The sequence below is a fragment of the Mesorhizobium sp. USDA 4775 genome (assembly GCF_054062655.1).
In genome coordinates this window covers 6386461-6408747 of the sequence record NZ_JBSSFM010000001.1, presented here as the reverse complement: position 1 = coordinate 6408747, position 22287 = coordinate 6386461, and the positions used below count along the sequence as shown (strand labels likewise).

At 63.5% G+C, this 22287-nt stretch carries 20 protein-coding genes and 1 pseudogene; 12 read left to right on the top strand and 9 right to left on the bottom strand.

What is annotated here, in order from left to right; all coding sequences use genetic code 11:
- Together phnH and phnG are read right to left on the bottom strand one after the other, a co-directional pair.
- Entirely contained in the window at nt 1-612 is a 612-nt protein-coding gene (gene phnH, locus ACVILI_RS31450) for a phosphonate C-P lyase system protein PhnH (RefSeq protein WP_038649778.1), read from the bottom strand.
- A complete protein-coding gene (phnG, locus tag ACVILI_RS31445; protein WP_038649775.1) occupies nt 612-1073 on the bottom strand; it encodes a phosphonate C-P lyase system protein PhnG in 462 nt (153 codons plus the stop codon). Before phnG ends, phnH begins: the two co-directional genes overlap by 1 nt.
- Nucleotides 1074-1194: 121 nt before the next feature.
- Here phnG and phnF point away from each other — a divergent pair, with 121 nt between their 5' ends.
- On the top strand, nt 1195-1944 hold the full coding sequence (gene phnF / locus ACVILI_RS31440) for a phosphonate metabolism transcriptional regulator PhnF (protein WP_019861269.1): 750 nt from the start codon (nt 1195-1197) through the stop codon (nt 1942-1944).
- 15 nt (nt 1945-1959) lie between these two features.
- On the opposite strand, the gene ACVILI_RS31435 is transcribed toward phnF, so the two are convergent.
- The 6 genes from ACVILI_RS31435 to ACVILI_RS31410 all read right to left on the bottom strand — a co-directional run bounded on the left by ACVILI_RS31435 (nt 1960) and on the right by ACVILI_RS31410 (nt 9608).
- Complete coding sequence (locus ACVILI_RS31435) at nt 1960-2976, bottom strand: zinc-binding alcohol dehydrogenase family protein (RefSeq protein ID WP_038649772.1); 1017 nt, start codon at nt 2974-2976, stop codon at nt 1960-1962.
- 64 nt (nt 2977-3040) lie between these two features.
- On the bottom strand, nt 3041-4009 hold the full coding sequence (locus tag ACVILI_RS31430) for an ABC transporter permease (protein WP_019861267.1): 969 nt from the start codon (nt 4007-4009) through the stop codon (nt 3041-3043).
- Nucleotides 4006-5559 carry a sugar ABC transporter ATP-binding protein gene (locus tag ACVILI_RS31425; protein ID WP_038653376.1) on the bottom strand — a complete coding sequence of 518 codons (1554 nt, stop codon included), beginning with the start codon at nt 5557-5559 and terminating at the stop codon, nt 4006-4008. The genes ACVILI_RS31430 and ACVILI_RS31425 overlap by 4 nt, the downstream gene beginning before the upstream one ends.
- A 156-nt stretch (nt 5560-5715) precedes the next feature.
- Nucleotides 5716-6711, bottom strand: coding sequence for an ABC transporter substrate-binding protein (locus ACVILI_RS31420; protein ID WP_019861265.1), 996 nt, complete (start codon nt 6709-6711; stop codon nt 5716-5718).
- A gap of 330 nt (nt 6712-7041) precedes the next feature.
- Complete coding sequence (locus ACVILI_RS31415) at nt 7042-8040, bottom strand: aldo/keto reductase (protein WP_038649769.1); 999 nt, start codon at nt 8038-8040, stop codon at nt 7042-7044.
- Nucleotides 8041-8102: 62 nt separating this feature from the next.
- Nucleotides 8103-9608 carry a UxaA family hydrolase gene (locus tag ACVILI_RS31410; RefSeq protein ID WP_019861263.1) on the bottom strand — a complete coding sequence of 502 codons (1506 nt, stop codon included), beginning with the start codon at nt 9606-9608 and terminating at the stop codon, nt 8103-8105.
- 253 nt (nt 9609-9861) lie between these two features.
- On the opposite strand from ACVILI_RS31410, the gene ACVILI_RS31405 reads away from it, so the two are divergent.
- The 6 genes from ACVILI_RS31405 (at nt 9862) to gndA (ending at nt 15707) form a co-directional block, all read left to right on the top strand.
- Entirely contained in the window at nt 9862-10764 is a 903-nt protein-coding gene (locus ACVILI_RS31405) for a GntR family transcriptional regulator (protein ID WP_019861262.1), read from the top strand.
- A 122-nt stretch (nt 10765-10886) separates the two neighbouring features.
- On the top strand, nt 10887-11243 hold the full coding sequence (locus ACVILI_RS31400) for a DUF2946 family protein (RefSeq protein ID WP_038653373.1): 357 nt from the start codon (nt 10887-10889) through the stop codon (nt 11241-11243).
- Nucleotides 11244-11340: 97 nt separating this feature from the next.
- The gene (locus ACVILI_RS31395) at nt 11341-11880 is read left to right on the top strand and encodes a copper chaperone PCu(A)C (protein ID WP_038649764.1); all 540 of its coding nucleotides are present in this window, start codon (nt 11341-11343) and stop codon (nt 11878-11880) included.
- 25 nt (nt 11881-11905) lie between these two features.
- A complete protein-coding gene (locus tag ACVILI_RS31390; protein ID WP_038649761.1) occupies nt 11906-12424 on the top strand; it encodes a YcnI family copper-binding membrane protein in 519 nt (172 codons plus the stop codon).
- A gap of 55 nt (nt 12425-12479) precedes the next feature.
- Entirely contained in the window at nt 12480-14114 is a 1635-nt protein-coding gene (locus ACVILI_RS31385) for a copper resistance CopC/CopD family protein (protein ID WP_240564524.1), read from the top strand.
- A 165-nt stretch (nt 14115-14279) separates the two neighbouring features.
- Nucleotides 14280-15707 carry an NADP-dependent phosphogluconate dehydrogenase gene (gndA, locus tag ACVILI_RS31380; RefSeq protein WP_019861257.1) on the top strand — a complete coding sequence of 476 codons (1428 nt, stop codon included), beginning with the start codon at nt 14280-14282 and terminating at the stop codon, nt 15705-15707.
- Nucleotides 15708-15758: 51 nt separating this feature from the next.
- On the opposite strand, the gene ACVILI_RS31375 is transcribed toward gndA, so the two are convergent.
- Nucleotides 15759-16811, bottom strand: a complete 1053-nt coding sequence (locus tag ACVILI_RS31375) for a LacI family transcriptional regulator (RefSeq protein WP_038649755.1) — start codon at nt 16809-16811, stop codon at nt 15759-15761.
- Nucleotides 16812-17218: 407 nt separating this feature from the next.
- On the opposite strand from ACVILI_RS31375, the gene ACVILI_RS31370 reads away from it, so the two are divergent.
- From ACVILI_RS31370 to ACVILI_RS31350, 5 genes and pseudogenes are all read left to right on the top strand, one after another.
- Nucleotides 17219-18457: an ABC transporter substrate-binding protein gene (locus ACVILI_RS31370; RefSeq protein ID WP_019861254.1), complete on the top strand. Its 1239-nt coding sequence runs from the start codon at nt 17219-17221 to the stop codon at nt 18455-18457.
- Between the two features lie 88 nt (nt 18458-18545).
- On the top strand, nt 18546-19439 hold the full coding sequence (locus ACVILI_RS31365) for a carbohydrate ABC transporter permease (RefSeq protein WP_027047408.1): 894 nt from the start codon (nt 18546-18548) through the stop codon (nt 19437-19439).
- Entirely contained in the window at nt 19432-20367 is a 936-nt protein-coding gene (locus ACVILI_RS31360; RefSeq protein WP_019861251.1) for a carbohydrate ABC transporter permease, read from the top strand. Before ACVILI_RS31365 ends, ACVILI_RS31360 begins: the two co-directional genes overlap by 8 nt.
- Nucleotides 20368-20369: 2 nt before the next feature.
- Nucleotides 20370-21475 (top strand): annotated as a pseudogene (locus ACVILI_RS31355) (ABC transporter ATP-binding protein).
- Between the two features lie 54 nt (nt 21476-21529).
- Nucleotides 21530-22276 carry a sugar phosphate isomerase/epimerase family protein gene (locus tag ACVILI_RS31350; RefSeq protein WP_038649752.1) on the top strand — a complete coding sequence of 249 codons (747 nt, stop codon included), beginning with the start codon at nt 21530-21532 and terminating at the stop codon, nt 22274-22276.
- The last annotated feature ends 11 nt before the right edge of the window (nt 22277-22287 follow it).

The following is a 22287-nucleotide window of genomic DNA, read 5'->3' as shown; positions in this document are numbered from 1 at the left end:
CTATGCCTCCATCGTCTTGATGCGCGTGGTGCGCGGCAGGCAGGCTATGCCTTCAGCGGTGGCGAGGATGATGTCGACGCCGCGCGGAAAGCGCTGGATATTCTGCTTCCATTGCTCGATGAAATGACGCGGCATCTGCGCCGGCGCGATCGTGGCGCTGGTTTCGATGCCAGGCCCTTCCAGCAGCAACGGAGTGCCTGAAACGAGGTCGTTGACCTGCAGGATCAGGGTGGTCGACCGGTCGGGATAGTCCTGCGTTCCCTGCGCAAAGCCGTCGAGCGCCATCATCTCGGCCGGCGTGGCGACAAAGGCGAAATGCGCGTCGGCAGGCGTGTTGGCCAGCGGCGCGCCGGTGTGGAAACCAAGCCAGGAATCGATCGCGGCGGAGACGTGCAAGGCGGGGTCGAGCCAGAGCGGCGTGTCGTTGTCGCACAACGCCAGTGCCACGGCCCCGGCGGTTGCCGAGAGTGGCGTCGGCGGGCGGGCCAGGGCCGGCAAAGGCTGCACGCTGCCCGGCCGTGCCATCGCGTCCATGACCGCGCGAAACACCGTCTGGGCGTTGAACACCGGATCGGCAAAGCCGCCCTCGATCGATTGCGCTGCGATATCCATCAGTCTTCTCCGCGAACCATGGTGAAGAAATCCACCTTCGTTGCCGCCGTCTCGGCACGGCGTTTTTCCTGGGCAGTGGCGAGCGCCGACCTCAAAGGCCCGATCAGCCTGGTCTCGACCTCGGTCCGGCGGGCAGGGTCCTGCCAGAGCGCGTCGGCGATCGCCGCGAGCTTCGCCTTCTGCTTGTCGCGGCCAAGCGCGTAGCAATGGCCGACCTGTCCGGACGGTAGCCTGACGGTGGCGCGGGTGACGGTCGCCTCGCCGACATTGAACGGCGCGCCGCCGCCGCCGATGCGGCCGCACAGCGTCACCAGCCCGGTCTCGGGGCCGCGCAGCAGCTCGGCCTGCGAAGGCAGGCCAGCTTCGTTCCAGAGCCGGACGATGTCGTCGCCACTCGATTGCGCCAGCGTCGCCATGGCGGCCTTGCGCTCGGCCTGGTCGCGGGCTTCCTGTCCTCGCATCGGCAGTATTCCTCTTTGCTAAATTCGTCTATTGATATAGACAACTATACAAATTATACATATTACCTAACGCGAGTCCATGACGGGTGGATGACAGGGGATAGATGGCCGGGGGCAATTCATGATCGGGCGACAGGAAGCCGACAGTATCGAGCGGCGCAGCGGCGTCTCGCTGTGGCGGCAGATCGCCGACAGGATCCTGCAGGCGATCGCCACCGGCGATTTCGCCGAGAATGCCGCGCTGCCGCCGGAGGTGACGCTCGCCGAGCGTTATGGCGTCAACCGTCACACGGTGCGCAGCGCCATATCCGCACTTGTGCAGGAAGGAGTGCTGCGGGCAGAGCAGGGGCGTGGCACCTTCGTGCTGTCGCGCAAGCGGCTGTCCTATCCGATCGGCGCGCGCACACGCTTTTCAACAGGCCTGCAGGGGCAGACCTCGGAACGCCACATCGTGCTGCTTTCCTCATCGGTCGAGCCGGCCAGTCAGCGTGTCGCTGAGGGTCTTGGACTGGCCAGGGCGACCGAGGTGATCAGATTGGAGACACGCGGTGAAGCCGATGGACGGCCTGTGTCGCGCGCTGCCGGCTGGTTCGATGCCAGGCGCTTTGCCGGCATCGACAAGGCGATGGCAGAGACTGGCTCGATCACCGCATCGCTGGCCCGCTTCGGCATAGACGATTATCTCAGGCAGTCGACCGTGCTGTCGGCGCGCCATGCCGATGCGGCCGATCTCGCCGACCTCGACCTTCAGCCAGGCGCCATCGTGCTGGTCACGGTGGCCGTCAACATCACGCCGGACGGGCGACCGATCCAGTTTTCGGAGTCGCGCTTTCCGGCCGAACGGGTGGAACTGAAGCTGTCGGCGCTGTGAGCCGGATTCTGCCGACTATCCGACCTCGATCACCGCTTTGATCAGGCCGGATTTCTCGTGCGCCCAGCGGGCGAGATCGCCCGGCGTATCGGCAAGCGTGGTGCGGTGGGTGACGAGCTTGGCCAGGGGCACGGCGCCGTTGCGGATCGAGGCCGCGACATGATCGAAATCGGCACGCAAGGCATTGCGGCTGCCGACCAGCGTCATTTCGCGTTTGTGGAATTCCGGATCGGAGAAGACGATGTCGTCCTTGACGACGCTGACGAGCACCAGTGTGCCGCCATGCGCGACATGGGCGAAGGCCGACTGCACCGACCGGGTGTTGCCGGTGGCGTCGAAGACCACGTCGAAGCCTTCGCCTGATGTCGCTTCCTTGACCAGGTCCGGCACCGCTCCGCGCGAGCCGTCGAGGATACTGAAACCAAGTTCGTTTTCGGCGAAAGCGAGGCGTTCACTGCTCATGTCGAGCAGCGTTACGTCGAGCGCGGCAATGCGGGCGAAGATGGCGTTGCCGAGCCCGATCGGGCCGGCGCCGATGACCAGCGCGCGGGCGCCGGGATCGGCGCGGGCGCGACGTACGGCGTGCGCGCCGATGGCCAGGAATTCGACGGCGGCTGCGTCGGCCAGCGACAGGCCATTGGCCGGATAGAGATTCTGCGCCGGGACAAGAATGCGTTCGCACATCGCGCCGTCGCGATGGACGCCGAGCACCTCGATCTTGACGCAGCAATTCGGCTTGCCATGCCGGCAGGCGATGCACTTGCCGCAGGAGAGGTAGGGGTTGATGACGACCGGTTCGCCAATGGCAAGGTCGACGCCCTCGCCAGTCTCGATGACGGTGCCGGAGACTTCATGGCCCATGATGCGGGGGTAGGCGAGGAACGGGTGCTTGCCCTCGAAAATGTGGTAGTCAGTGCCGCAGATGCCGACATGGCTGACCGCGACCAGTGCCCAGCCGGCAGGGGGGGCACCGGGCGCGGGGCGATCTTCCAGGACGAGCTCCCCGGGCGAGCGGCAGATAACGGCTTTCATGTTTCAGTCCAGTTGGGTTTCCGACCCGTCTTCATGCCGGGCCGGAGATCGATTTCAGCAGTGGTCACTTGCCGCCGCGGCGGCGCAGACCGTCGAAATAGACGATGACGATGATCAGCACGCCGGTGATGATGCGCTGCCAGAAGGCGTTGACGTTGAGCAGGTTGGCGCCGTTGTTGATGGTGGCGAGAATGAAGGCGCCGAGCAGCGGGCCGTGCACCGAGCCGACCGCGCCGAACAGCGAAGTGCCGCCGATGACCGAGGACGCGATCGCCTGCAGTTCCCAGCCCTCGGCCTGGGTCGGGTTGCCGATGCCGATGCGCGAGGCCAGGAGCACGCCGACAAAGGCCGCGCACAGGCCCGACAGCGTGTAGGCCATGTAGATGGTGCGCTGGACATTGACGCCGGAGAGGCGCGACGCCTCGGCGTTGGAGCCGACCGAGAAGAGATAGCGGCCCCAGCGGCTGTGATGCAGGAAGATGTAGGCCGGGATGCCGACCAGGATCACCATCCAGAACAGATTGGGCACGCCGAGGAAGGAGTTGCGCGAGAATTCCTGGAAGGCATCATTGTTGATGGAGATCGAGTTGCCGTTGGTCATCAGAAGGCCGATGCCGCGCAGCGAGGTCAGCGTCGCCAGCGTGATGATGAAGGGCGGCAGGCCCATCTTGACGATGCCGAAGCCGTGGAACAGGCCGATGGCAACGCCGACCAGCAGCGTGATCAGGATGGCAAGGAAGACGGGTATGCCGGCATTGATCAGCATCGCCGCAATGACGGTGGCGAAGCCGACCACCGCACCGACGGACAGATCGATGCCGCCGGTGATGATGACGAAGGTCTGGCCGACCGCCAGGATGGCGATCATCGAACCCTGACGCAGAAGGTTCGAAATGTTGTTGGCCGAGGCGAAGCTCGATGTCGACAGCGACAGGATGACCCAGAGCAGCACCAGCAGCGCCAGCAGCGTCAGCCCGAACAGGGCGTTGTAATTGCGCTTGGGTTTTTCGGCAGGAATCGCCTCGGTGCTCATATCTTTCCTCCCAGCTTTTCTTGTTTCTCGGCGAGCGCCTGTGTGAGAATTTCCTCGTGATCGGCGGTGCGGAATCCGTGTGTCGCCACCAGCTTGCCGCGGCGGAACACATGCAGCGTGTCGGCCAGCTCATAGACTTCCGGCAGATAGGACGAGATCAGGATGATGCCGGCGCCCTTCGACAAGAGCGCGCCGAACAGCCGGTAGATCTCGGCCTTGGTGCCGACATCGACGCCGACTGTCGGCTCGTCGAAGATGAACAGCTTGGCGCCATGCGCCAGCCATTTGCCGATGACGATCTTCTGCTGATTGCCGCCCGACAGGCTGGAGGCCAGCGCGTGGCGTGTCGGCGTCTTGATGCGGAGATCGGCGATCTGGCGGTCGGCCTGGGTCTTCTCCTGCGCGCCGGAGATCAACATGTTTTTGGAGATGCGCTTGTAGATCGGCAGGTTGAGATTGAGGCCGACCGGCAAATTGAGGCAAAGGCCCTGGTCGCGGCGGCTTTCCGGCGCTAGCGCCATGCCGAGCTTGATCGCGTCATGCTCCGAATTGACCTGGACCGGCTTGCCTTCCCACAGGATCTGGCCGGCCGATTTGCGATGGCGGCCGTAGAGCGTGGTGACGAATTCGCTGCGCCCGGCGCCGATCAGCCCGTAGAGCCCGACGATCTCGCCGGCGCGGACCGTCATCGAGACATTTTCGAAGCCCTTGCCCGACAGGTTCCTGGTTTCCACGATCGCGGCACCCGGCGTGAAGTGCTCCTTGTGATAGACCTGCTCGATCGAGCGGTTGATCATCAGCTTGACCAGTTCGGCATCGTTGGTCTCGGCGATGTTTCTGGTGCCGACCAGCGTGCCGTCGCGCAGCACGGAGACGCGATCGGCGAGCTCGAAGACTTCCTCCATGCGGTGGCTGATGTAGATGATGGTCACGCCCTCGGACTTCAGGCGGCGGATCAGGGTGAAGAGCTGGTCGGCCTCCTTGCGGGTGAGGTAGGCGGTCGGCTCGTCGAAGATCAGGAATTTGGTACCACGCACGGTGGCGCGGGCGGCGGCGATCAGCTGCTGCTGGCCGATGGTGAGGTCGCCGAGCACGACATGCGCCGGCAGATCGAAGCCAAGATCGTCGATGATCTTCTGCGCTTCCTTGACCATGGCGCGCTGCTGCAGGATGCCGAAGCGCGAATTCTCCTCGCCGAGGAACATGTTGGCGGCAACCGTCAAATGCCGGCAAAGCACGACTTCCTGGTGCACGGCGTTGATGCCGAGCGCCATCGCCTCATGCGGGGTCGCCAGCGGCGCGGGCTTGCCTTCCCAGATGACATCGCCGGAGGTACGCGGCATGACGCCGGTCAGAAGCTTGATCAGAGTGGATTTGCCGGCACCGTTCTCGCCGACGATGGCGTGGATTTCGCCCGACTTGAAGGCCAGCGTCACCGGCTTCAGCGCATGGGTGCCCGGATATTTCTTCTCGAGGCCACGCAGTTCGAGGATCGTCCTGCCGGGCTCGAGCACAGGGGCGGGGTGCAGCTCTTGCGCCGTCGATGTCATGACATCCTCCTCCCAGATTGGCCTCACGATTTGGCATGCGGCGAGGCTTTGAAATGCCATCCAGAGCAACCTAGCCCAGGCTGGCGGATTTCCAAGCGATATGACTGTCGTTTCCGGGGCGCGAGGCCCCGGAAACTGTGCGGTTGCGCCTAAGGCTCAGTTGAGCTTCGGGTTGAGCAGCGCGTCGATCTTGGGTTCTTTCATATTCGCCTTGGTGACGAGGTTGGCGCCGGTGTCGACATTGGCCTCAACCTTCTCGCCCTTCGAGGCGGCGAGCGCGGTCTTGATGCCATCATAGCCCATCCGGTAGGGGTCCTGGACGACGAGGCCGGAAATGACGCCGTCATTCAGGAACTTGATCAGCTTCTCGTCGCTGTCGAAGCCGATCAGGCCGACCTTGCCGGCAAGCTTGTTCTCGGCGATCGCCTGGCCGACGCCCTGCGCCATGATCAGGTTGGAGGCGAAGATGCCCTTCAGATCCGGATTGGCGGTGATCAGGTCGGTCGCGATGTTGAGGCCGGTGGTGGCCTGACCGTCGGCATATTTGTCGGCGATCAGCTCGAGGCCGGGATACTTGGCCTTGAGCTGTTCCTTGAAGCCCTGGGCGCGCTGCTCGAGCGAGCCGGCGCCAGGGAGTGCGGTGATGAGGGCGACCTTGCCTTCGACCTTGCCGCCATTGGCCGCACCGATGGCTGCTGCAAGACCGTCCGCGGCGACGCGGCCGCCCTGGACGTTGTCGGTGGTCAGGAACGAGGTGAAGGCCTTGGAGTCGGCGCCGGAGTCGATGCCGATGACCTTGACCTTGGCCGCTGCCTCGTCGATCGGCTTGCCGAGCGCCTTGGCTTCGGTCGGCGCGATGACGACGGCGGCCGGGTTGCCGGCGACGGCGTTCTCGAGGATGGAGATCTGGCCGTTGACGTCGGTTTCAGCCTGGGCGCCGAGTTCCGGCACGTTGACGCCGAGATCCTTGCCGGCCTTGCGGGCGCCGGCGAGCACGATCTGCCAGTAGAAGGACGTGGTGTCCTTGACGATGATCGGAATAGTCACATCCGCCGCCGAAACCGGCGCCGAGTGCATGACGCCGGCGAGCATCGACGCTGCTGCCAGGGCCATGACGGCGCGGCGGTTGAGAATGCTGGTCACGAATTTCATAGGATTCCTCCCTAAGTCGCCCGGTGAACGTTACGGAAGCTCCGTTCGGATAGGCGTGGCCCAAACAGAACTTTATCAATAAAAAACATTTACGCTGTTTTGATAGTGCATCGATCTGGACGATGCAAGCGGTGTTTCGCACCTGATTCCCATGTCAGGCACGGACACATTCACGCGCCGCTCCTCCCTGGACGCAGCCGAACGCTCCCGTTTCGTGAATACATGGAATATTAATTCCATGCATTAGTCAATATGGAACATTCATTCTTTCCGCGGAGTCGCGCGTTTGTGAAGTCGAGCCTCTCCCGTCAAGGCTGGTGGACGCCGGTTTCACGCCAGGCTCTGCACCACCGTGTAGGGACGATATTTGGCGTATTCCGCCCCTGGCACGTCGGTGTCGAGCAGTTCGAGGTTGCGTGTCAGGTTTGCCAGTTTGGCGGTGCCGGTCAGCACGGTGGCGACCGTCGGCTCGTGCAGGGGAAACTGAAAGGCAGCAGCGGCCAGCGGGTAACCGCCTTCGCCGGCGATCTTTTCCATGGCGTCGACCCGATCGAGTATATCGCGGCCGGCGGGCTGGTAATCGAAATGCGCTCCTTGCACCGGCCCGGTCGCCAATATGCCGGAGTTGAACACGCCGCCGATCACCAGCGATGTCTGCTGCTCCCGGCACAGCGGCAGCAGTTCGGCTTCGGCGCTGCGGTCGAGCAAGGAATAGCGGCTGGCGAGCAGGATGCAGTCGAGTGGGGCCTGGCGCATCACGTCGAGGCAGATCTGGACTTCGTTGACGCCGAGGCCGTAGGCGGAAATCGCGCCGGCCCGCTTCAGCTCCTCAAGTGCCTTGAGCCCGCCATCCATCAGCTGGCGAAAGTGTAGCTTGTTCTTCTCGACGCCATGCGTGTAGGCGCCGATGTCGTGCACATACAGGATATCGATCTTGTTCAGCCCAAGCCGCGCATAGCTGAAGTCGACCGACCGCATGATGCCGTCATAGGAATAATCGTAATCGAGCGCGAAGGGCAGCGGATCGACATAAGAGTGATCGGGCACCTGGCCTTCAGGCACCGGGCGGAACAGGCGTCCGACCTTGGTGGACAGCACGTAGGAATCGCGCGGCTTATAGCGCAGGAAGTCGCCGAAGCGGCGTTCCGACAGGCCGAAACCATAGAAGGGCGCGGTGTCGAAATAGCGCAGGCCCGCGTCCCAGGCGCCTTGCAGCGTTTCCATCGCCGCCTCGCGTGGACAGGCGCGGTACAGGCCGCCGATCGCGGCGCCGCCGAAGCTGACTTCGGTGACCTCGAGCGCCGTCTTGCCGATGCGGCGTTTTTCCATGCAAACCCTCCCCGTCGCCGGCCGCTGTCCAGCCTGGCAGATCTACCACATTTCAGTTGAATTCAGAGCGTCGCGCCGAGATGCCAGGGCACGAACTCGTTGTCGCCATAGCCAAAATCCTCGCTCTTGGTCTTGCGGCCGGAAGCCGTCTCAACAATGAGTTCGAAGATCTCGCGGCCCATGCCGGCGATGGTCTTTTCGCCCGAGGCGATGACGCCGCAATTGACGTCCATGTCCTCTTCCATCTGGTGATACATGGTCGAGTTGGTGGCGACCTTGATCGACGGTGTCGGCCGGCAGCCGAAGCAAGAGCCTCGGCCGGTGGTGAAGACAATGACGTTGGCGCCGCCCGCGACCTGGCCGGTGGCCGAAACCGGGTCGTAGCCGGGTGTGTCCATGAACACCAGTCCGCTGCCGGTGACTTTCTCGGCATAGCCGAACACGCCATTGAGCGGCGTCTGGCCGCCCTTGGCGACCGCGCCGAGCGACTTTTCCAGGATGGTGGTGAGGCCGCCGCGCTTGTTGCCGGGCGAGGGGTTGTTGTCGATCGAGGCGCCATGCTTGGCGACGTGATCTTCCCACCACTTCACATAGCCGTCGAGCTTCTTGGCGATCTCGGGCGTCGCCGCGCGGTAGGCGAGCAGATGCTCGGCGCCGTAGATTTCCGTGGTCTCGGAGAGGATGCCGATGCCGCCGACGCCGGCCAGAATGTCGACGGCCGCCCCCAGCGCCGGATTGGCGGTGATGCCCGACATGCCGTCGGAGCCGCCGCATTGCAGGCCGACGACGATCTCGCTGACCGGAATCGGCTCGCGCTTCAACTGACCGACTTCCTCGGCGATTTCGGCCAGCACGCCCATCGCCTTTTCCACCGATTTGCGCGACCCGCCGGCGTCCTGGATGTTGAAATGGCGTTTGCCGGCGGCGGCACCCTTCTGGCCATAGAGGGTGAGCTGGTTGACCTCGCACCCCAGGCCGACCATCAGCACGCCGCCGAAATTCGGGTGGCGGGCATAGCCGGCAAGCGTGCGATGCAGCACCATCATGCCGTCGCCAGTGCCGCTCATGCCGCAGCCCTGACCGTGGACGATCGGCACGAAACCGTCGATGCCGGGATATTTCGGCAGCAAGGTCCGGTTGGCGGTGTCGGCGATGGAATGGCAGACCGTGGCCGAGCAATTGACGCTGGCGATGATGCCGATGAAGTTGCGCGTGCCGGCGCGGCCATCGGCGCGGCGATACCCCATGAAGGTGCGGGCGCGGTCGGCCGTTGTCGCGTGCTCGGCCTCGCTCGGCGGCACCACCGGCAGGCGGCCGGCCTCGAACACCAGATTGTGCGAATGGACATGCTCGCCCGGTGCGATGTCCTGTGTGGCGCGGCCGATCGCCTGGGCGTATTTGACCACGGCTTCACCGGCGGCAATCGGCTTGATCGCCACCTTGTGGCCGGGCTCGATAACGGCGGTGGCAAGCGCGCCGCCCGGCAGGGCCGTGCCGATCTCGATGCGGCCATTGGCAACGGCGACATTGTCGGCGGAGGACAGAAGAATGGTGTTCGAGACGTTCACGGGCGGTTTCCTGGGTGATCCTGAGATGCGCGGATTGACACGCGCTTGTTAAGAGTTAATGTCTTTTATCGTGAAAAAACAGTTTTGCGTCAATTGTTTTTTCGCAGGCGCTCCGCACGCCTCTGGCTAGCGGCGGTGCTGCAAACAATGGACCGTGCCCTGGCGAAAGCAATTCCTGCTTTCCAGGGTCATGGGAACGTCATATTGCGCTTCAAGCCGGCCGCCGCAAGCGCTGGCATGAATGGGTCAGGGGATGTCCAAGAGCAACAACGTCTACAAGGACGCCTATAACAGGTGCCTCCGGCTGCTCGACGAAACGCGCAGCCTGCCGTCGGAACCGGAACTGGGCACGCTGCTCGGCGTCAGCCGCACGACCGTGCGCAGCATCCTGGCGCGCATGGAGGAAACCGGCCTGATCGCCTGGAACAAGCGTGCCAAGACGGTGCTGCGCGATCCGCGACCCGACGATTTTTTCCCTGAGGAAGAGACAGACACACTGGCCGAGATCATCGAGCGGTCGTTCATGCGGCGCCTGCTCGCCGGCGGCGCCGAGGCCGGCATGCAGATCAACGAGCTTGAACTGGCGCGCGAGATTGGTGTCGGCACCACCAGCGTGCGCGAGTTCCTGATCCGCTTCTCGCGCTTCGGCCTGATCGAGAAGCGCCGCAACAGCCATTGGGTGCTGAAGGGTTTTACGCGGGCTTTCGCGCTCGAACTGACCGAGATCCGCGAGATGTTCGAACTGCGTTCGGCGGCTGCCTTCGCCGCCCTGCCGCAGGACAGCCCGGTCTGGGCCGATCTCGACCGCCTGGAGGACGAACATCGCCTGCTGGCACAAGAGATCGCCACGCGCTTCAACGCGTTTTCCGAGCTGGACGAGCGCTTCCACCGGCTCATCCACCGGGCCTCGCACAACCGTTTCATCGTCGATTTCTACGACGTCATCGCCATGATCTTCCATTACCACTACCAGTGGAACAAGGCGCAGGAGCGCGAGCGCAACGAAGTCGCGGTCGGCGAGCACCTTGCCTATATCGAGGCGCTCAAATCGCGCGACCTCGGCAAGGTCGACGCCGCCTGCCGCAAGCACCTGAAGTCGGCGCGCCAGACGCTTTTGACCTCCATCCCCGAAAGCCGGTCCTTGCAGAAATCCTGATCGCGCCGCGTTGCCGCAGCATCGAATTGGCGATTTTCGACCTGCCGCTGCCATGATAGGTATCCTTCCAGGAGTTGCTTGAAGAGGCAGATGGCTTGAACCGCCGGGGCAAACGCTGGAGCTTGCCGACCGCGCTTGTCGCGGCCTGCCTGCTGCTGCTCCAGTCGACGCTCGGCGCCTTCGCTTTCGCTACCGGGCCGAATGCCGCGCAACTCGACGCCTTCGGCAATGTCATCTGTACCCGCGACGGTGCCACCCAGCTTCCCGGCGGTGACCAGCACCCATCGCATCTGCCGGCCTGCTGCACGCTTGGCTGCAGCATGTTTTCATCCGCGTTTGCGCCGCCGCCCGACGCCGGGCTGGCCGTGGCCAGCCTTTCGTTTGAAGCGGTCGCCTTCGTTTTTCCGGCGAGCATTTACCTCGGCTTCGCGCGTGAACGCTCGCCGTCGAACCCGCGCGCGCCGCCGCTGGCGGCCTGAGCTTGCTCGCCCAGCGGAACCTTTCGTGGGCGCACCCATCCAACGACCAAACAGCTCGCGACCGGTGACGGCGCGATCATCACTTCATGGAGCAACCATGTCCCATTTTTCCGATATAGCGGCGGGCACTCTGTTCAGCCGCATTCTGTCCCACGTCCAGGAGCGTCTCGGCACTGCCGTGCTTGCTTTGGCGATCATGCTCGCCGGCGCTCAATCCGTCCTGGCGCATGAGTTCAAGGTCGGCGATATCGAGATCGGCCACCCCTGGTCACGCGCCACGCCGGCCGGCGCCAAGGTGGCCGGCGGCTATTTTACCATTACAAACAACGGCAGCGCGCCGGACCGGCTGCTGTCGATTTCCTCCGATATCTCCGAAAAGGCCGAGCTGCATGAGATGGGCGTCAAGGACGGCGTCATGACCATGCGGCCCGTTGTCGGCGGCCTGGAGATTCCAGCCGGCGGCAAGGTCGTTTTGGGTCCCGGCAGCTATCACGTGATGTTCATGGATTTGAAGCAGCCACCCAAGCAAGGCGAGATGTTCGCCGCCACGCTGACCTTCGAAAAGGCCGGGACGGTGACGATCAAATTCGCCGTGCAGGCCATGGGCAGCGCGGCGCCTCAAGAAGACAACGACTGAACTGGCCATAGTACCGAGGGGCATCATGAACAAGTATCTTTTGTCGGCGGCAGCACTTCTGGTGCTGGGGACAAATGCCGCCTTCGCGCACATCACGCTCGAAACCCAGGAGGCGGCGGTCGGCTCGACTTACAAGGCAGTGCTGCGGGTGCCGCATGGTTGCGACGGCAAAGCGACGACCGCCGTGCGGGTGCAGATTCCGGAAGGGGTGATCGCAGTGAAGCCGATGCCGAAACCCGGCTGGACGCTGCAGACCAAGAAGGGCAAATATGAAAAATCCTATCAGCTCTATGGCCAGGCGGTGACCGACGGCGTCAAGGAAGTCGACTGGAGCGGCGGCAATCTGCCGGATGAATTCTACGACGAGTTCGTCTTTCGGGCCATGCTGACGGCGGACCTGCCCGTCGGCCAAAAGCTCTATTTCCCGGTGGTGCAGGAATGCGGCGATGCCGTCGACCGCTGGATCGAGATCCCGGCGGCGGGGCAGGATGAAGACACGCTGGAGACCCCGGCGCCCGGCATCAAGCTCACACCGAAGAAATAGGTTCTCCCTTGGCGCGCTCTGCTTGCCGGACCGCGCCGCATCCTCGTGGCATGGCATGACCGCAATACCCTCTCGGATGGTCGATACCAACAGCAAGCGCGTCGGCCGTATTGCCGGCGGGCTGTTGGGCTTGCTCATGGCGCTTGTCGTCATGGCCTCGACCAGTCAGGCTTTTGCCCATGCCGCGCTGATCAAGACCGACCCGGCCGACGGTGCCGTACTGGCCCAGACGCCAACCCAGTTCTCGCTGACCTTCAGCGAACCGGTTTCGCCCTTGGTGCTGACGCTGGTGAAGCCGGACGGCACTCCGGTTGCGCTGACATCCTTCCGCCTCACCGACCAGACGCTCGAGATCGACAATCCGCAAACGCTCAAATCCGGCACGCATGTGCTGAGCTGGCGCGTCATTTCCGCCGACGGCCATCCGGTCGGCGGCTCGCTGCTGTTTTCCATCGGTGCGCCGACCGAGCCGCCCGTCGTGTCCGAAGCCGTCGACTGGCCGTCGCGGTCGGCGATCTGGATCGGCAAGGTCTTTCTTTACATCGGTCTTTTCCTCGGTGTCGGCGGCGCCTTCGCCCTTGCCTGGCTGGCCGGTGAGGGACGTGCCGGTCAGCGTTTTGTCACGGCCGCGATCCTGTGCGGCCTGGTCGCGGCACCCCTGTCGCTCGGCTTTCAGGGGCTCGACGCGCTCGGAGCGCCGCTCTCCCATCTGGCACAGCCGGTGATCTGGCGGACCGGGCTGGGCACCTCCTTCGGCTGGACGGTGCTGGCCGCCCTGACCGCGCTGGGGCTCGGTTTGCTGTCGCTGGCCGGACCGCGTGTGCTCGCCAGGCCATTGGCGCTCGCCGGCCTGGCTGGCGTCGGCGTCGCGCTTGCCGCCAGCGGCCACGCCAGCGCGGCCGAACCGCAATGGCTGACGCGGCCGCTGGTGTTCGTGCACGGTATCGGCATTGCCTTCTGGGGCGGCGCGCTGATGCCGCTAGGTCTCGCGCTGAAGCGCCAGACGGCTGGCGCCGTCGCCTTCCTGCGCCGCTTCTCCTGCGCGATCCTGCCTGTGGTGGCCGTGCTTGCCGCGGCCGGCATCGTGCTTGCCGTCATCCAGGTGCAGACGCCCTCGGCGCTGGCCGGCACCGCCTATGGCCGGCTGCTGCTGGTCAAGCTGGCGCTGCTGGTCTTCCTGTTCACGTTGGCCGCGGTCAATCGCTGGAAACTCACTGCTTCCGCCGAGGCGGGCGCCACGGAGGTGCAGCGCAGGCTCACCCGCTCGATCGGTGTTGAAATGCTGATCGTGCTGGCGATCTTCGGCGTTGCCGCGGGCTGGCGCTTCACGCCGCCGCCACGGGTCCTGGCGATCGCGGCGGCGCAGCCGGTCTCGGTCCACATCCACGCGTTGGAGGCGATGGCCGATCTCAGCATCACGCCAGGTCAAGCCGGGCCTGTCGCCGCCTCGATGATCATCATGACCGGTGATTTCGGGCCACTCGACGCCAAGGAGGTGACGCTGGTGCTGTCGAAGCCCGATTCAGGCATCGAGCCGCTGAAGCGCGCGGCGACCAAGCCCGGCGACGGCAGCTGGCGTGTCGACAACCTCGTCATTCCGGTTCCCGGGCGCTGGACGGTGCGCATCGACATCCTGGTCTCGGATTTCAAGATGGTGAAGATTGAAGCGCCTGTGGACGTCCGGCCGTAACCGACAGATGGGATCGTTGTCGAACGGCTTGCATTGTGCAACTGCAACACAATTCGGCGAGGCGGTTGACGCGGCCCGAAAGGCCCGTCAATCATCCCGGGAAGGACGGGCATCCGGCAAAATCGCGGGCTCCAACCAACAAGATCCGAAAGCAGGGAAGAAACGATGGAAAAAGCCGAAATCGGCCTCATCGGCCTTGGTACGATGGGCTCCAACCTGGCGCTGAACATCGCCGAGCACGGGCACCGCATCGCCGTCTTCAACCGCACAAGGGCACGCACCGACGCCTTCGTCGAGAATGCCGGCGCGCTGAAGGACATGGTTGTGCCCTGCTACAGTCTGGAAGAACTTGCCGCCGCGATCCGGCCGCCGCGCCCGATCATCATCATGGTGCTGGCCGGCAAGCCGGTGGATGAACAGATCGAAGCCTTGCGCGGCGTGCTGTCCAACAACGACATCGTCATCGATGCCGGCAACGCCAATTTTCGCGATACGATGCGGCGCTTCTCCGAACTGTCCGGCTCGGGCCTGACCTTCATCGGCATGGGCGTGTCCGGCGGCGAGGAGGGCGCGCGCCACGGCCCGTCGATCATGGTCGGCGGCACGGAAGATAGCTGGAAGCGTGTCGAGAAGGTGCTGACCGCCATCTCCGCAAAGTTCAAGGACGAGCCCTGTGCCGCCTGGCTCGGCACCGATGGCGCCGGCCACTTCGTCAAGACCATCCACAACGGCATCGAATATGCCGACATGCAGATGATCGCCGAGATCTACGGCATCTTGCGTGATGGCCTCGGCATGGGGCCGAAGGACATCGGCACGGTGTTCTCCAACTGGAACAAGGGCCGGCTCAACTCCTACCTGATCGAGATCACCGCCAAGGTGCTTGCCGCCGACGATCCCAAGACCGGCAAGCCGGTTGTCGACATCATCCTCGACCGGGCAGGCCAGAAGGGCACCGGCAAATGGTCGGTCATCGAGGCGCAGCAACTCGGCATTCCGGCGACCGCGATCGAGGCGGCCGTGGCGGCCCGTGTTCTGTCGTCGATCAAGGACGAGCGGCTGGCGGCGGAACAGGCCTATGGCGCTATCGGCGTGTCGAAGATTTCCGGCGACAAGGATGCGCTGCTGAAAGATCTCGAACTGGCGCTTTTCGCCGGCAAGATCGCGGCTTACGCTCAGGGTTTCGCGGTGATGAGCGGCGCCTCGAAGGAGTTCAACTGGAACCTGCCGATGCCGACCATCGCCAGGATCTGGCGCGCCGGCTGTATCATCCGCTCGCAGATGCTGGATACGATGGCCGAGGCCTTCAGCAGCGGCGGCGCTTCGACCAATCTTTTGATGGCGCCGGCTTTCATCAGCTTGATGCAGGAAGCGCATCCGTCGCTGCGGCGCATCGTGGCGAGGGCTTCCGAGGCCGGCGCGCCGGTGCCGGCGCTGTCTTCGGCACTTGCCTATTTCGACAGCTATCGCCAGGGCCGCGGCACCTCGAACCTGATCCAGGCGCAGCGTGACTTCTTCGGCGCGCATGGCTTCGAACGCATCGGCGAGCAGGGTGCCTTCCACGGTCCGTGGGGCAGCGGCGCGGCGGGTTAGAGCAATTCCAGGAAAAGTGTGAGCGGTTTTCCGTCTGGAATTGCGTCTAGCTCAGTCGTCAGCGCGCTGGTAGGCCAGAACCTCGCCCGGCACGCTGAGACTTTGCAGCGAGCCGGGTGCGGCGCCGCCGATCCAGCCGAGCACGGAGCGGGCGAGCTCCGAGCCCGCCAGCCGGAAGTTCTCGTTGACGATCAGCAGTTCGGGCCTGAACAGATGCAAAAGGTCCGATGATTGCTTGGAGACGATGTCGACGTCGCGGCCAAGCTTGAGGCCGGCATCCTCGATGCCGGCGACGAGCGCAAGCGTGGCGGCGGCGGCGCTGCTGACAAAGCCGTCCGGCCTGATGTCGCGGCGCATCAGTTGCGCGGTCCTCGTCCGGATCTGCTCGATCGAATGGTCGATCGATACGGTACTGAACGGGATCTCGCTGGCGCCGACCTCGCTCAGCGCATCGGCAAAGCCGTTGACCGTATGGCCGTAATAGGTCAGGCCGACGGGTGGCGTCAGCAAGGCGAGCTTGCGGCGTCCCATGCTCGCAAGGCGCCGTACGGCTTCGACCGCGAAGGCATGATTGTCGAAATCATGATAGGGGTGGACCAGCCCCATATCGGTGCGGCCATGCGTGGCAAAAGGAATGCCATGCTCCAGCATATAGCGGGCCCTGGCATCGTTCGGCTGCGTGCGTGAAATGATGACGCCGTCGGCGGAACCGGTCTCGACCAGGTAGCGTATGGGGTCGAGCGGATCCTGCGAGCGCGAATAGGGCGTGACGATCAGGTGGTAGGGCGTGTCGGCAATGACTTCCGAGACACCGTAGATGATGTCTGAGACGAAGCTCATGATCTCGCGGTCGGTGTTGAGCACGAGGCTGATGACATTGGTCTTGCCGGTTCTGAGCCTGACGCCGGCGCGGTTCGGGCGGTAGCCGATCTGCTTGGCGACGAGCTGGACGCGGCGCCTGGTTTCGGCGCCGATCTCAGGGGCATCCTTCAAGGCGCGCGACACGGTGGTGACGCCGAGCCCGGTCATGAAGGCAAGCGTCTTCAGCGTTGGCCGCTCTTGCGCCGACGCTTCCTCGTTCTTTTCCGTATGCCGTCTGTCCATTCGTCCCGCCCGTCAGGCGCATAGCAGCCGCAGGCCGGGTCGGCAATCGCCGTGATTGGCGGCGTCGCATGATTTCAAGCCCGGCAATCCGTCAATATACTGAAACGTTACAGATTGCCAATCGCACTGCGCTGGCGGGCGAATTCGCAGGACGACATGGAGCCGCGAATTCCCTTGAGAATCCAGAGCGAAACGCCCTCCTGGCGACGCTCTATGCCGGCTTTCATGGACCTTCTCTTATTTTGCACTGCAATTGCTCATATTGCGGCGCACAACGGCAAGGCCGGTCGATAGATTTTATTCGCGACTCGAAAAAATATCGAACGGTCTCCACGCCTGGGGTTGCGCCATCCACGCAATTGCCGTATCGAAAATCTGTAACGTTTCAGATTCTGGGAGGAACCGAAATGCGATACAAACTTTTGACCGCTGCCCTGGCGGCCACGGCCGCGCTACAGTTCGCCGGCCCGGCCACCGCGACGGACCTGGAAGTCACTCATTGGTGGACTTCCGGCGGCGAGGCGGCGGCGGTCGCGGAACTCGCCAAGGCATTCGACGCCACCGGCAATCACTGGGTCGACGGCGCCATTGCCGGCTCCGGCGGCACGGCACGGCCGATCATGATCAGCCGGATCACCGGCGGCGACCCGATGGGCGCCACCCAGTTCAATCACGGCCGGCAAGCGGAAGAGCTGGTGCAGGCCGGCCTGATGCGCGACCTGACCGATGTCGCCACCAAGGGCAAGTGGACAGAGGTCGTGCGGCCGAAGAGCCTGCTCGACAGCTGCACCATCGGCGGCAAGATTTATTGCGTGCCCGTCAACATTCATTCCTGGCAGTGGCTGTGGCTCTCGAACGACGCCTTCCAGAAGGCTGGCGTGCCGGTGCCAAAGGACTGGAATGAGTATGTGGCCGCCGCCCCGGCGCTCGAGAAGGCAGGCATCGTCCCGCTGGCGGTGGGCGGGCAAGCCTGGCAGTCGTCCGGCGCCTTCGACGTGCTGCTTGCAGCGGTTGGCGGCACCGACACCTTCCTCAAGGTCTACAAGGACAAGGACGCCAAGTTCGCGGCCGGTCCTGAAGTCGCCAAGGTGTTCAAGGCGGCCGACGATGCGCGCAAGATGGCCAAGAACACCAATGTGCAGGACTGGAACCAGGCCACCAACATGGTCATCACCGGCAAGGCCGGCGGCCAGATCATGGGTGACTGGGCGCAGGGCGAGTTCCAGGTTGCCGGCAAGACCGCCGGCAAGGACTATACCTGTCTTCCCGGCCTTGGCCTGAACGAGGTCATCGCCACGGGTGGTGATGCCTTCTATTTCCCGGTGCTCAAGGATGCCGACAAGTCCAAGGCGCAAGAAGTCCTGGCCGAAACCTTGCTCGATCCCAAGACCCAGGTCGCCTTCAATCTCAAGAAGGGCTCGCTGCCGGTGCGTGGCGACGTCGACCTTAACGCTGCCAATGACTGCATGAAGAAGGGGCTCGCCATCCTGGCCAAGGGCGCCGTCATCCCATGGACCGATCAGTTGCTTTCGCAAGACAGCCAAAAGCAGAAGGAGGACCTGTTCTCCGAGTTCTTCGCCAAGCCCGAGATGACCGTGGAAGAGGCGCAGAAGCGCTTCGCCGACATCATCGCCACGGCGGATTGATACCGCCGGCAAAGTCCCATTCCCTCCCGGTCCGGTGAACTCCAGGCCGGGAGGGTGCGCCCTTACCCGATCCAGCATGGCTGCACCGATGAGCAAGAGCGAACGCCCCAGCCGACTGTTTCGCAATCTCAATGCGAAGGTCGCGTCGATCCCCATGATCCTCACCGCGCTGGTGGTTTTCGTCGGCGGCACGGCGTGGACGGTGCTCTATTCCTTCACCAATTCGAAGCTGTTGCCGCGGCTGAATTTCGTCGGCCTCGACCAGTATTACCGGTTGTGGGCGACCCCGCGCTGGCTGATCTCGATCGAGAACCTGCTGATCTACGGCGTGATCTCGCTGGTTTTCTCGCTGGTGATCGGTTTCATCCTCGCTGCCCTGCTCGACCAGAAGATCCGTTTCGAGGATACGTTCCGCACGATCTTTCTCTATCCCTTCGCACTCTCCTTCATCGTCACCGGCCTTGTCTGGCAATGGCTGCTCAATCCTGACTTCGGCATCCAGGGCGTGATACGAAACCTTGGCTGGACGAGCTTCGCTTTCGATCCGCTCTACAATTCCAGCATCGTCATCTACGGCATATCGATCGCCGCGCTCTGGCAGGGCACCGGGCTGATCATGTGCCTGATGCTGGCCGGCCTGCGCGGCATAGACGAGGATATCTGGAAGGCAGCGCGGGTGGACGGGATCCCGATGTGGAAGACCTATCTGTTCATCATCATCCCGATGATGCGGCCGGTCTTCATCACCACGCTCGTCATCATCGCGTCCGGCATCGTCAAGGTCTACGACCTCGTCGTCGCCCAGACCAGCGGCGGGCCGGGCATCGCCTCCGAAGTGCCGGCAAAATATGTCTACGACTACATGTTCTTCGCCCAGAATCTCGGCCAGGGTTTCGCGGCCTCGACCATGATGCTGCTCTCGGTGATGATTGTCATCGTGCCGTGGGCTTATCTCGAATTCGGAGGCAGGAAGCGTGTCTGACCAAGCCGTCTCCTTGTCCGCGCCGTCCGGCGCCGGCCATGCCGATGCCTCGGGGCCGAGCGGACCGAAGCCGCGTCACATTTTCTCGCGCCGCAACATCTTCCTCTATGGCACGCTCATCGTGGCGGCGCTCTACTACCTCCTGCCGCTCTATGTGATGATCGTCACCTCGCTCAAGGGCATGCCGGAAATCCGCCTCGGCAACATCTTCTCGCCACCGCTCGAGATCACGTTCGAGCCCTGGGTCAAGGCGTGGTCGACGGCCTGCACCGGCCTCAATTGCGACGGACTCTCGCGCGGCTTCTGGAACTCCGTTCGTATCACCGTACCTTCGGTGATCTTGTCGATCGCGATCGCCTCCGTAAACGGCTATGCGCTGGCCAACTGGCGCTTCAAGGGCGCCGACACGTTCTTCATCATCCTGATCGTCGGTGCCTTCATCCCCTATCAGGTGATGATCTATCCGATCGTCATCATCCTGCGCGAGATCGGCCTCTATGGCAGCCTGAGCGGCCTGGTGGTCGTCCATTCCATTTTCGGCATGCCGATCCTGACACTTTTGTTCCGCAACTATTTCACCTCCATGCCGGAGGAATTGTTCCGGGCGGCGCGCGTCGACGGCGCCGGCTTCTGGGGCATCTATCTGCGCATCATGCTGCCGATGTCGCTGCCGATCTTCGTCGTCGCCGTCATCCTGCAGGTGACAGGCATTTGGAACGACTTCCTGTTCGGCGTCGTCTACACGCGCCCCGACACCTATCCGATGACGGTGCAGCTCAACAACATCGTCAACTCCGTGCAGGGCGTGAAGGAATACAACGTCAATATGGCGGCGACCATCCTGACCGGGCTGGTGCCGCTCGTTATCTATTTCATTTCCGGCAGGCTTTTTGTGCGTGGCATCGCTGCCGGCGCGGTGAAAGGGTGATGATGGCAGAAATCGCGAACCCCAGCGTATCGATCCAGAACCTGTCGCTGAACTATGGCGCGGTGTCGGTTCTGCAGACACTCAATCTCGATATCGCCGAGGGCGAGTTCATCGTGCTCCTGGGGCCCTCCGGCTGTGGCAAGTCGACCTTGCTCAACTGCATTGCCCGGGCTGCTCGACATTTCGAAGGGCCGCATCTTCATCAAGGGCAAGAACGTCACCTGGGAGGAGCCCAAGGATCGCGGCATCGGCATGGTATTCCAGTCCTATGCGCTCTATCCGCAGATGACGGTGGAGAAGAACCTGTCCTTCGGCCTGCGCGTCGCGGGCCTGCCCAAGGACGAAATCGCCAAGCGTATCGCGCGCGCCGCGGAGATCCTGCAGATCGAACCGCTGCTGCAACGCAAGCCCTCCGCACTGTCCGGCGGCCAGCGCCAGCGCGTGGCGATCGGGCGGGCGCTGGTGCGCGATGTCGACGTTTTCCTGTTCGACGAACCGCTGTCCAATCTTGACGCCAAGCTGCGATCGGAATTGCGCGTCGAGATCAAGCTGCTGCATCGCAGATTGCAGAACACCATGATCTACGTCACCCACGACCAGATCGAGGCGATGACGCTCGCCGACCGGATCGCGGTGATGAAGGGCGGCGTCATCCAACAGCTCGACGCCCCCGCAAACCATCTACAACCGTCCGGTCAATCGCTTTGTCGCCGGATTCCTCGGTTCGCCGGCGATGAATTTCATCGAGGGTCAACTGGAAGCCGGCGATGCCGCGGCGTTCACCGCCGACGGGGTTTCGATACCGCTCGACCGCTATGAGTTCGACAAGGATCGCGGCAGCGCGGGCAAGCCCTGTGTGTTCGGCATCAGGCCCGAGCACGTCGCCTTTGGAGATGCGGCCAAGGCCATGCCGTTCACCGCCGAGTCAGCCGTCGAGATCGTCGAGCCGATGGGCTCCGACACGCTGGTGTGGACCAAGCTCGGCGGCCGCAATTTTTCCTTCCGCGTCGAGGCGGAAAAGACGCTGCGCACCGGCGATCCAATCCGGATCGGCTTTGACCCAGCCCGCGCCTCGCTTTTCGACACCCCATCCGGCAACCGCCTATAGCTCCCAAGCCCTCCTCCCAAGAACCCACCCTACCAAGCAGAACGGACAGAGACGATGAACTGGTCATTCCAACTTTACAGCGCCCGCAATTTTCAACCTTGGGAGGGCGTGCTCGCCTCGCTCGGCAAGCTCGGCTACGCGCAAGTCGAAGGTTTCGGTGGCGTCTATGAAAATCCCAAGGCCTTCCGCGCGGAACTCGACAAGAACGGGCTTTCGATGCCGACCGGGCATTTCTCCATCGATGCGTTGGAGAAGGATTTCGACGGCGTGCGCAAAACGGCCGAAGCGCTCGGCATCAAGCTTCTGATCTGTCCCTATCTGACGGCCGAGGACAGGCCGTCAGACGCCGCCGGCTGGCGCGGCTTTGGCGAGCGACTGGCCAAGGTTGGCGAGGTCGCCTCGAAGGCCGGCTACGGCTTTGCCTGGCACAACCATGATTTCGAGTTCAAGGCACTCGCCGACGGTTCGGTGCCGCAGGATCACATCCTGTCGTCCGCTCCCGATATCGGCTGGGAGATGGACCTTGCCTGGGTGGTGCGCGGCGGCGCCGATCCGCTGCCCTGGATCGAAAAGCACGGCAAGCGCATCGTCGCCGTGCATGTCAAAGACATCGCCAAGCCGGGCGAGGGACTGGACGAGGATGGCTGGTCGGATGTCGGCCACGGCACGATCGACTGGGCCGACCTGATCAAGGTGTTGCGGGCCAAGAGCGCGGCAAAATACTTTGTCATGGAGCAGGACAACCCCAACGACATCGAGCGCTTCGCTCGTCGCTCGATCGCATCCGTCAAGGCTTACTAGGAACAATCATC

Bases quoted from the DNA above. Each gene is read 5' to 3' on its own strand.
- phnH (WP_038649778.1), bottom strand. From the start codon at position 612: ATGGATATCGCAGCGCAATCGATCGAGGGCGGCTTTGCCGATCCGGTG.
- phnG (WP_038649775.1), bottom strand. From the start codon at position 1,073: ATGCGAGGACAGGAAGCCCGCGACCAGGCCGAGCGCAAGGCCGCCATG.
- phnF (WP_019861269.1), top strand. From the start codon at position 1,195: ATGATCGGGCGACAGGAAGCCGACAGTATCGAGCGGCGCAGCGGCGTC.
- ACVILI_RS31435 (WP_038649772.1), bottom strand. From the start codon at position 2,976: ATGAAAGCCGTTATCTGCCGCTCGCCCGGGGAGCTCGTCCTGGAAGAT.
- ACVILI_RS31430 (WP_019861267.1), bottom strand. From the start codon at position 4,009: ATGAGCACCGAGGCGATTCCTGCCGAAAAACCCAAGCGCAATTACAAC.
- ACVILI_RS31425 (WP_038653376.1), bottom strand. From the start codon at position 5,559: ATGACATCGACGGCGCAAGAGCTGCACCCCGCCCCTGTGCTCGAGCCC.
- ACVILI_RS31420 (WP_019861265.1), bottom strand. From the start codon at position 6,711: ATGAAATTCGTGACCAGCATTCTCAACCGCCGCGCCGTCATGGCCCTG.
- ACVILI_RS31415 (WP_038649769.1), bottom strand. From the start codon at position 8,040: ATGGAAAAACGCCGCATCGGCAAGACGGCGCTCGAGGTCACCGAAGTC.
- ACVILI_RS31405 (WP_019861262.1), top strand. From the start codon at position 9,862: ATGTCCAAGAGCAACAACGTCTACAAGGACGCCTATAACAGGTGCCTC.
- ACVILI_RS31395 (WP_038649764.1), top strand. From the start codon at position 11,341: ATGTCCCATTTTTCCGATATAGCGGCGGGCACTCTGTTCAGCCGCATT.
- ACVILI_RS31390 (WP_038649761.1), top strand. From the start codon at position 11,906: ATGAACAAGTATCTTTTGTCGGCGGCAGCACTTCTGGTGCTGGGGACA.
- ACVILI_RS31385 (WP_240564524.1), top strand. From the start codon at position 12,480: ATGACCGCAATACCCTCTCGGATGGTCGATACCAACAGCAAGCGCGTC.
- gndA (WP_019861257.1), top strand. From the start codon at position 14,280: ATGGAAAAAGCCGAAATCGGCCTCATCGGCCTTGGTACGATGGGCTCC.
- ACVILI_RS31375 (WP_038649755.1), bottom strand. From the start codon at position 16,811: ATGGACAGACGGCATACGGAAAAGAACGAGGAAGCGTCGGCGCAAGAG.
- ACVILI_RS31370 (WP_019861254.1), top strand. From the start codon at position 17,219: ATGCGATACAAACTTTTGACCGCTGCCCTGGCGGCCACGGCCGCGCTA.
- ACVILI_RS31365 (WP_027047408.1), top strand. From the start codon at position 18,546: ATGAGCAAGAGCGAACGCCCCAGCCGACTGTTTCGCAATCTCAATGCG.
- ACVILI_RS31350 (WP_038649752.1), top strand. From the start codon at position 21,530: ATGAACTGGTCATTCCAACTTTACAGCGCCCGCAATTTTCAACCTTGG.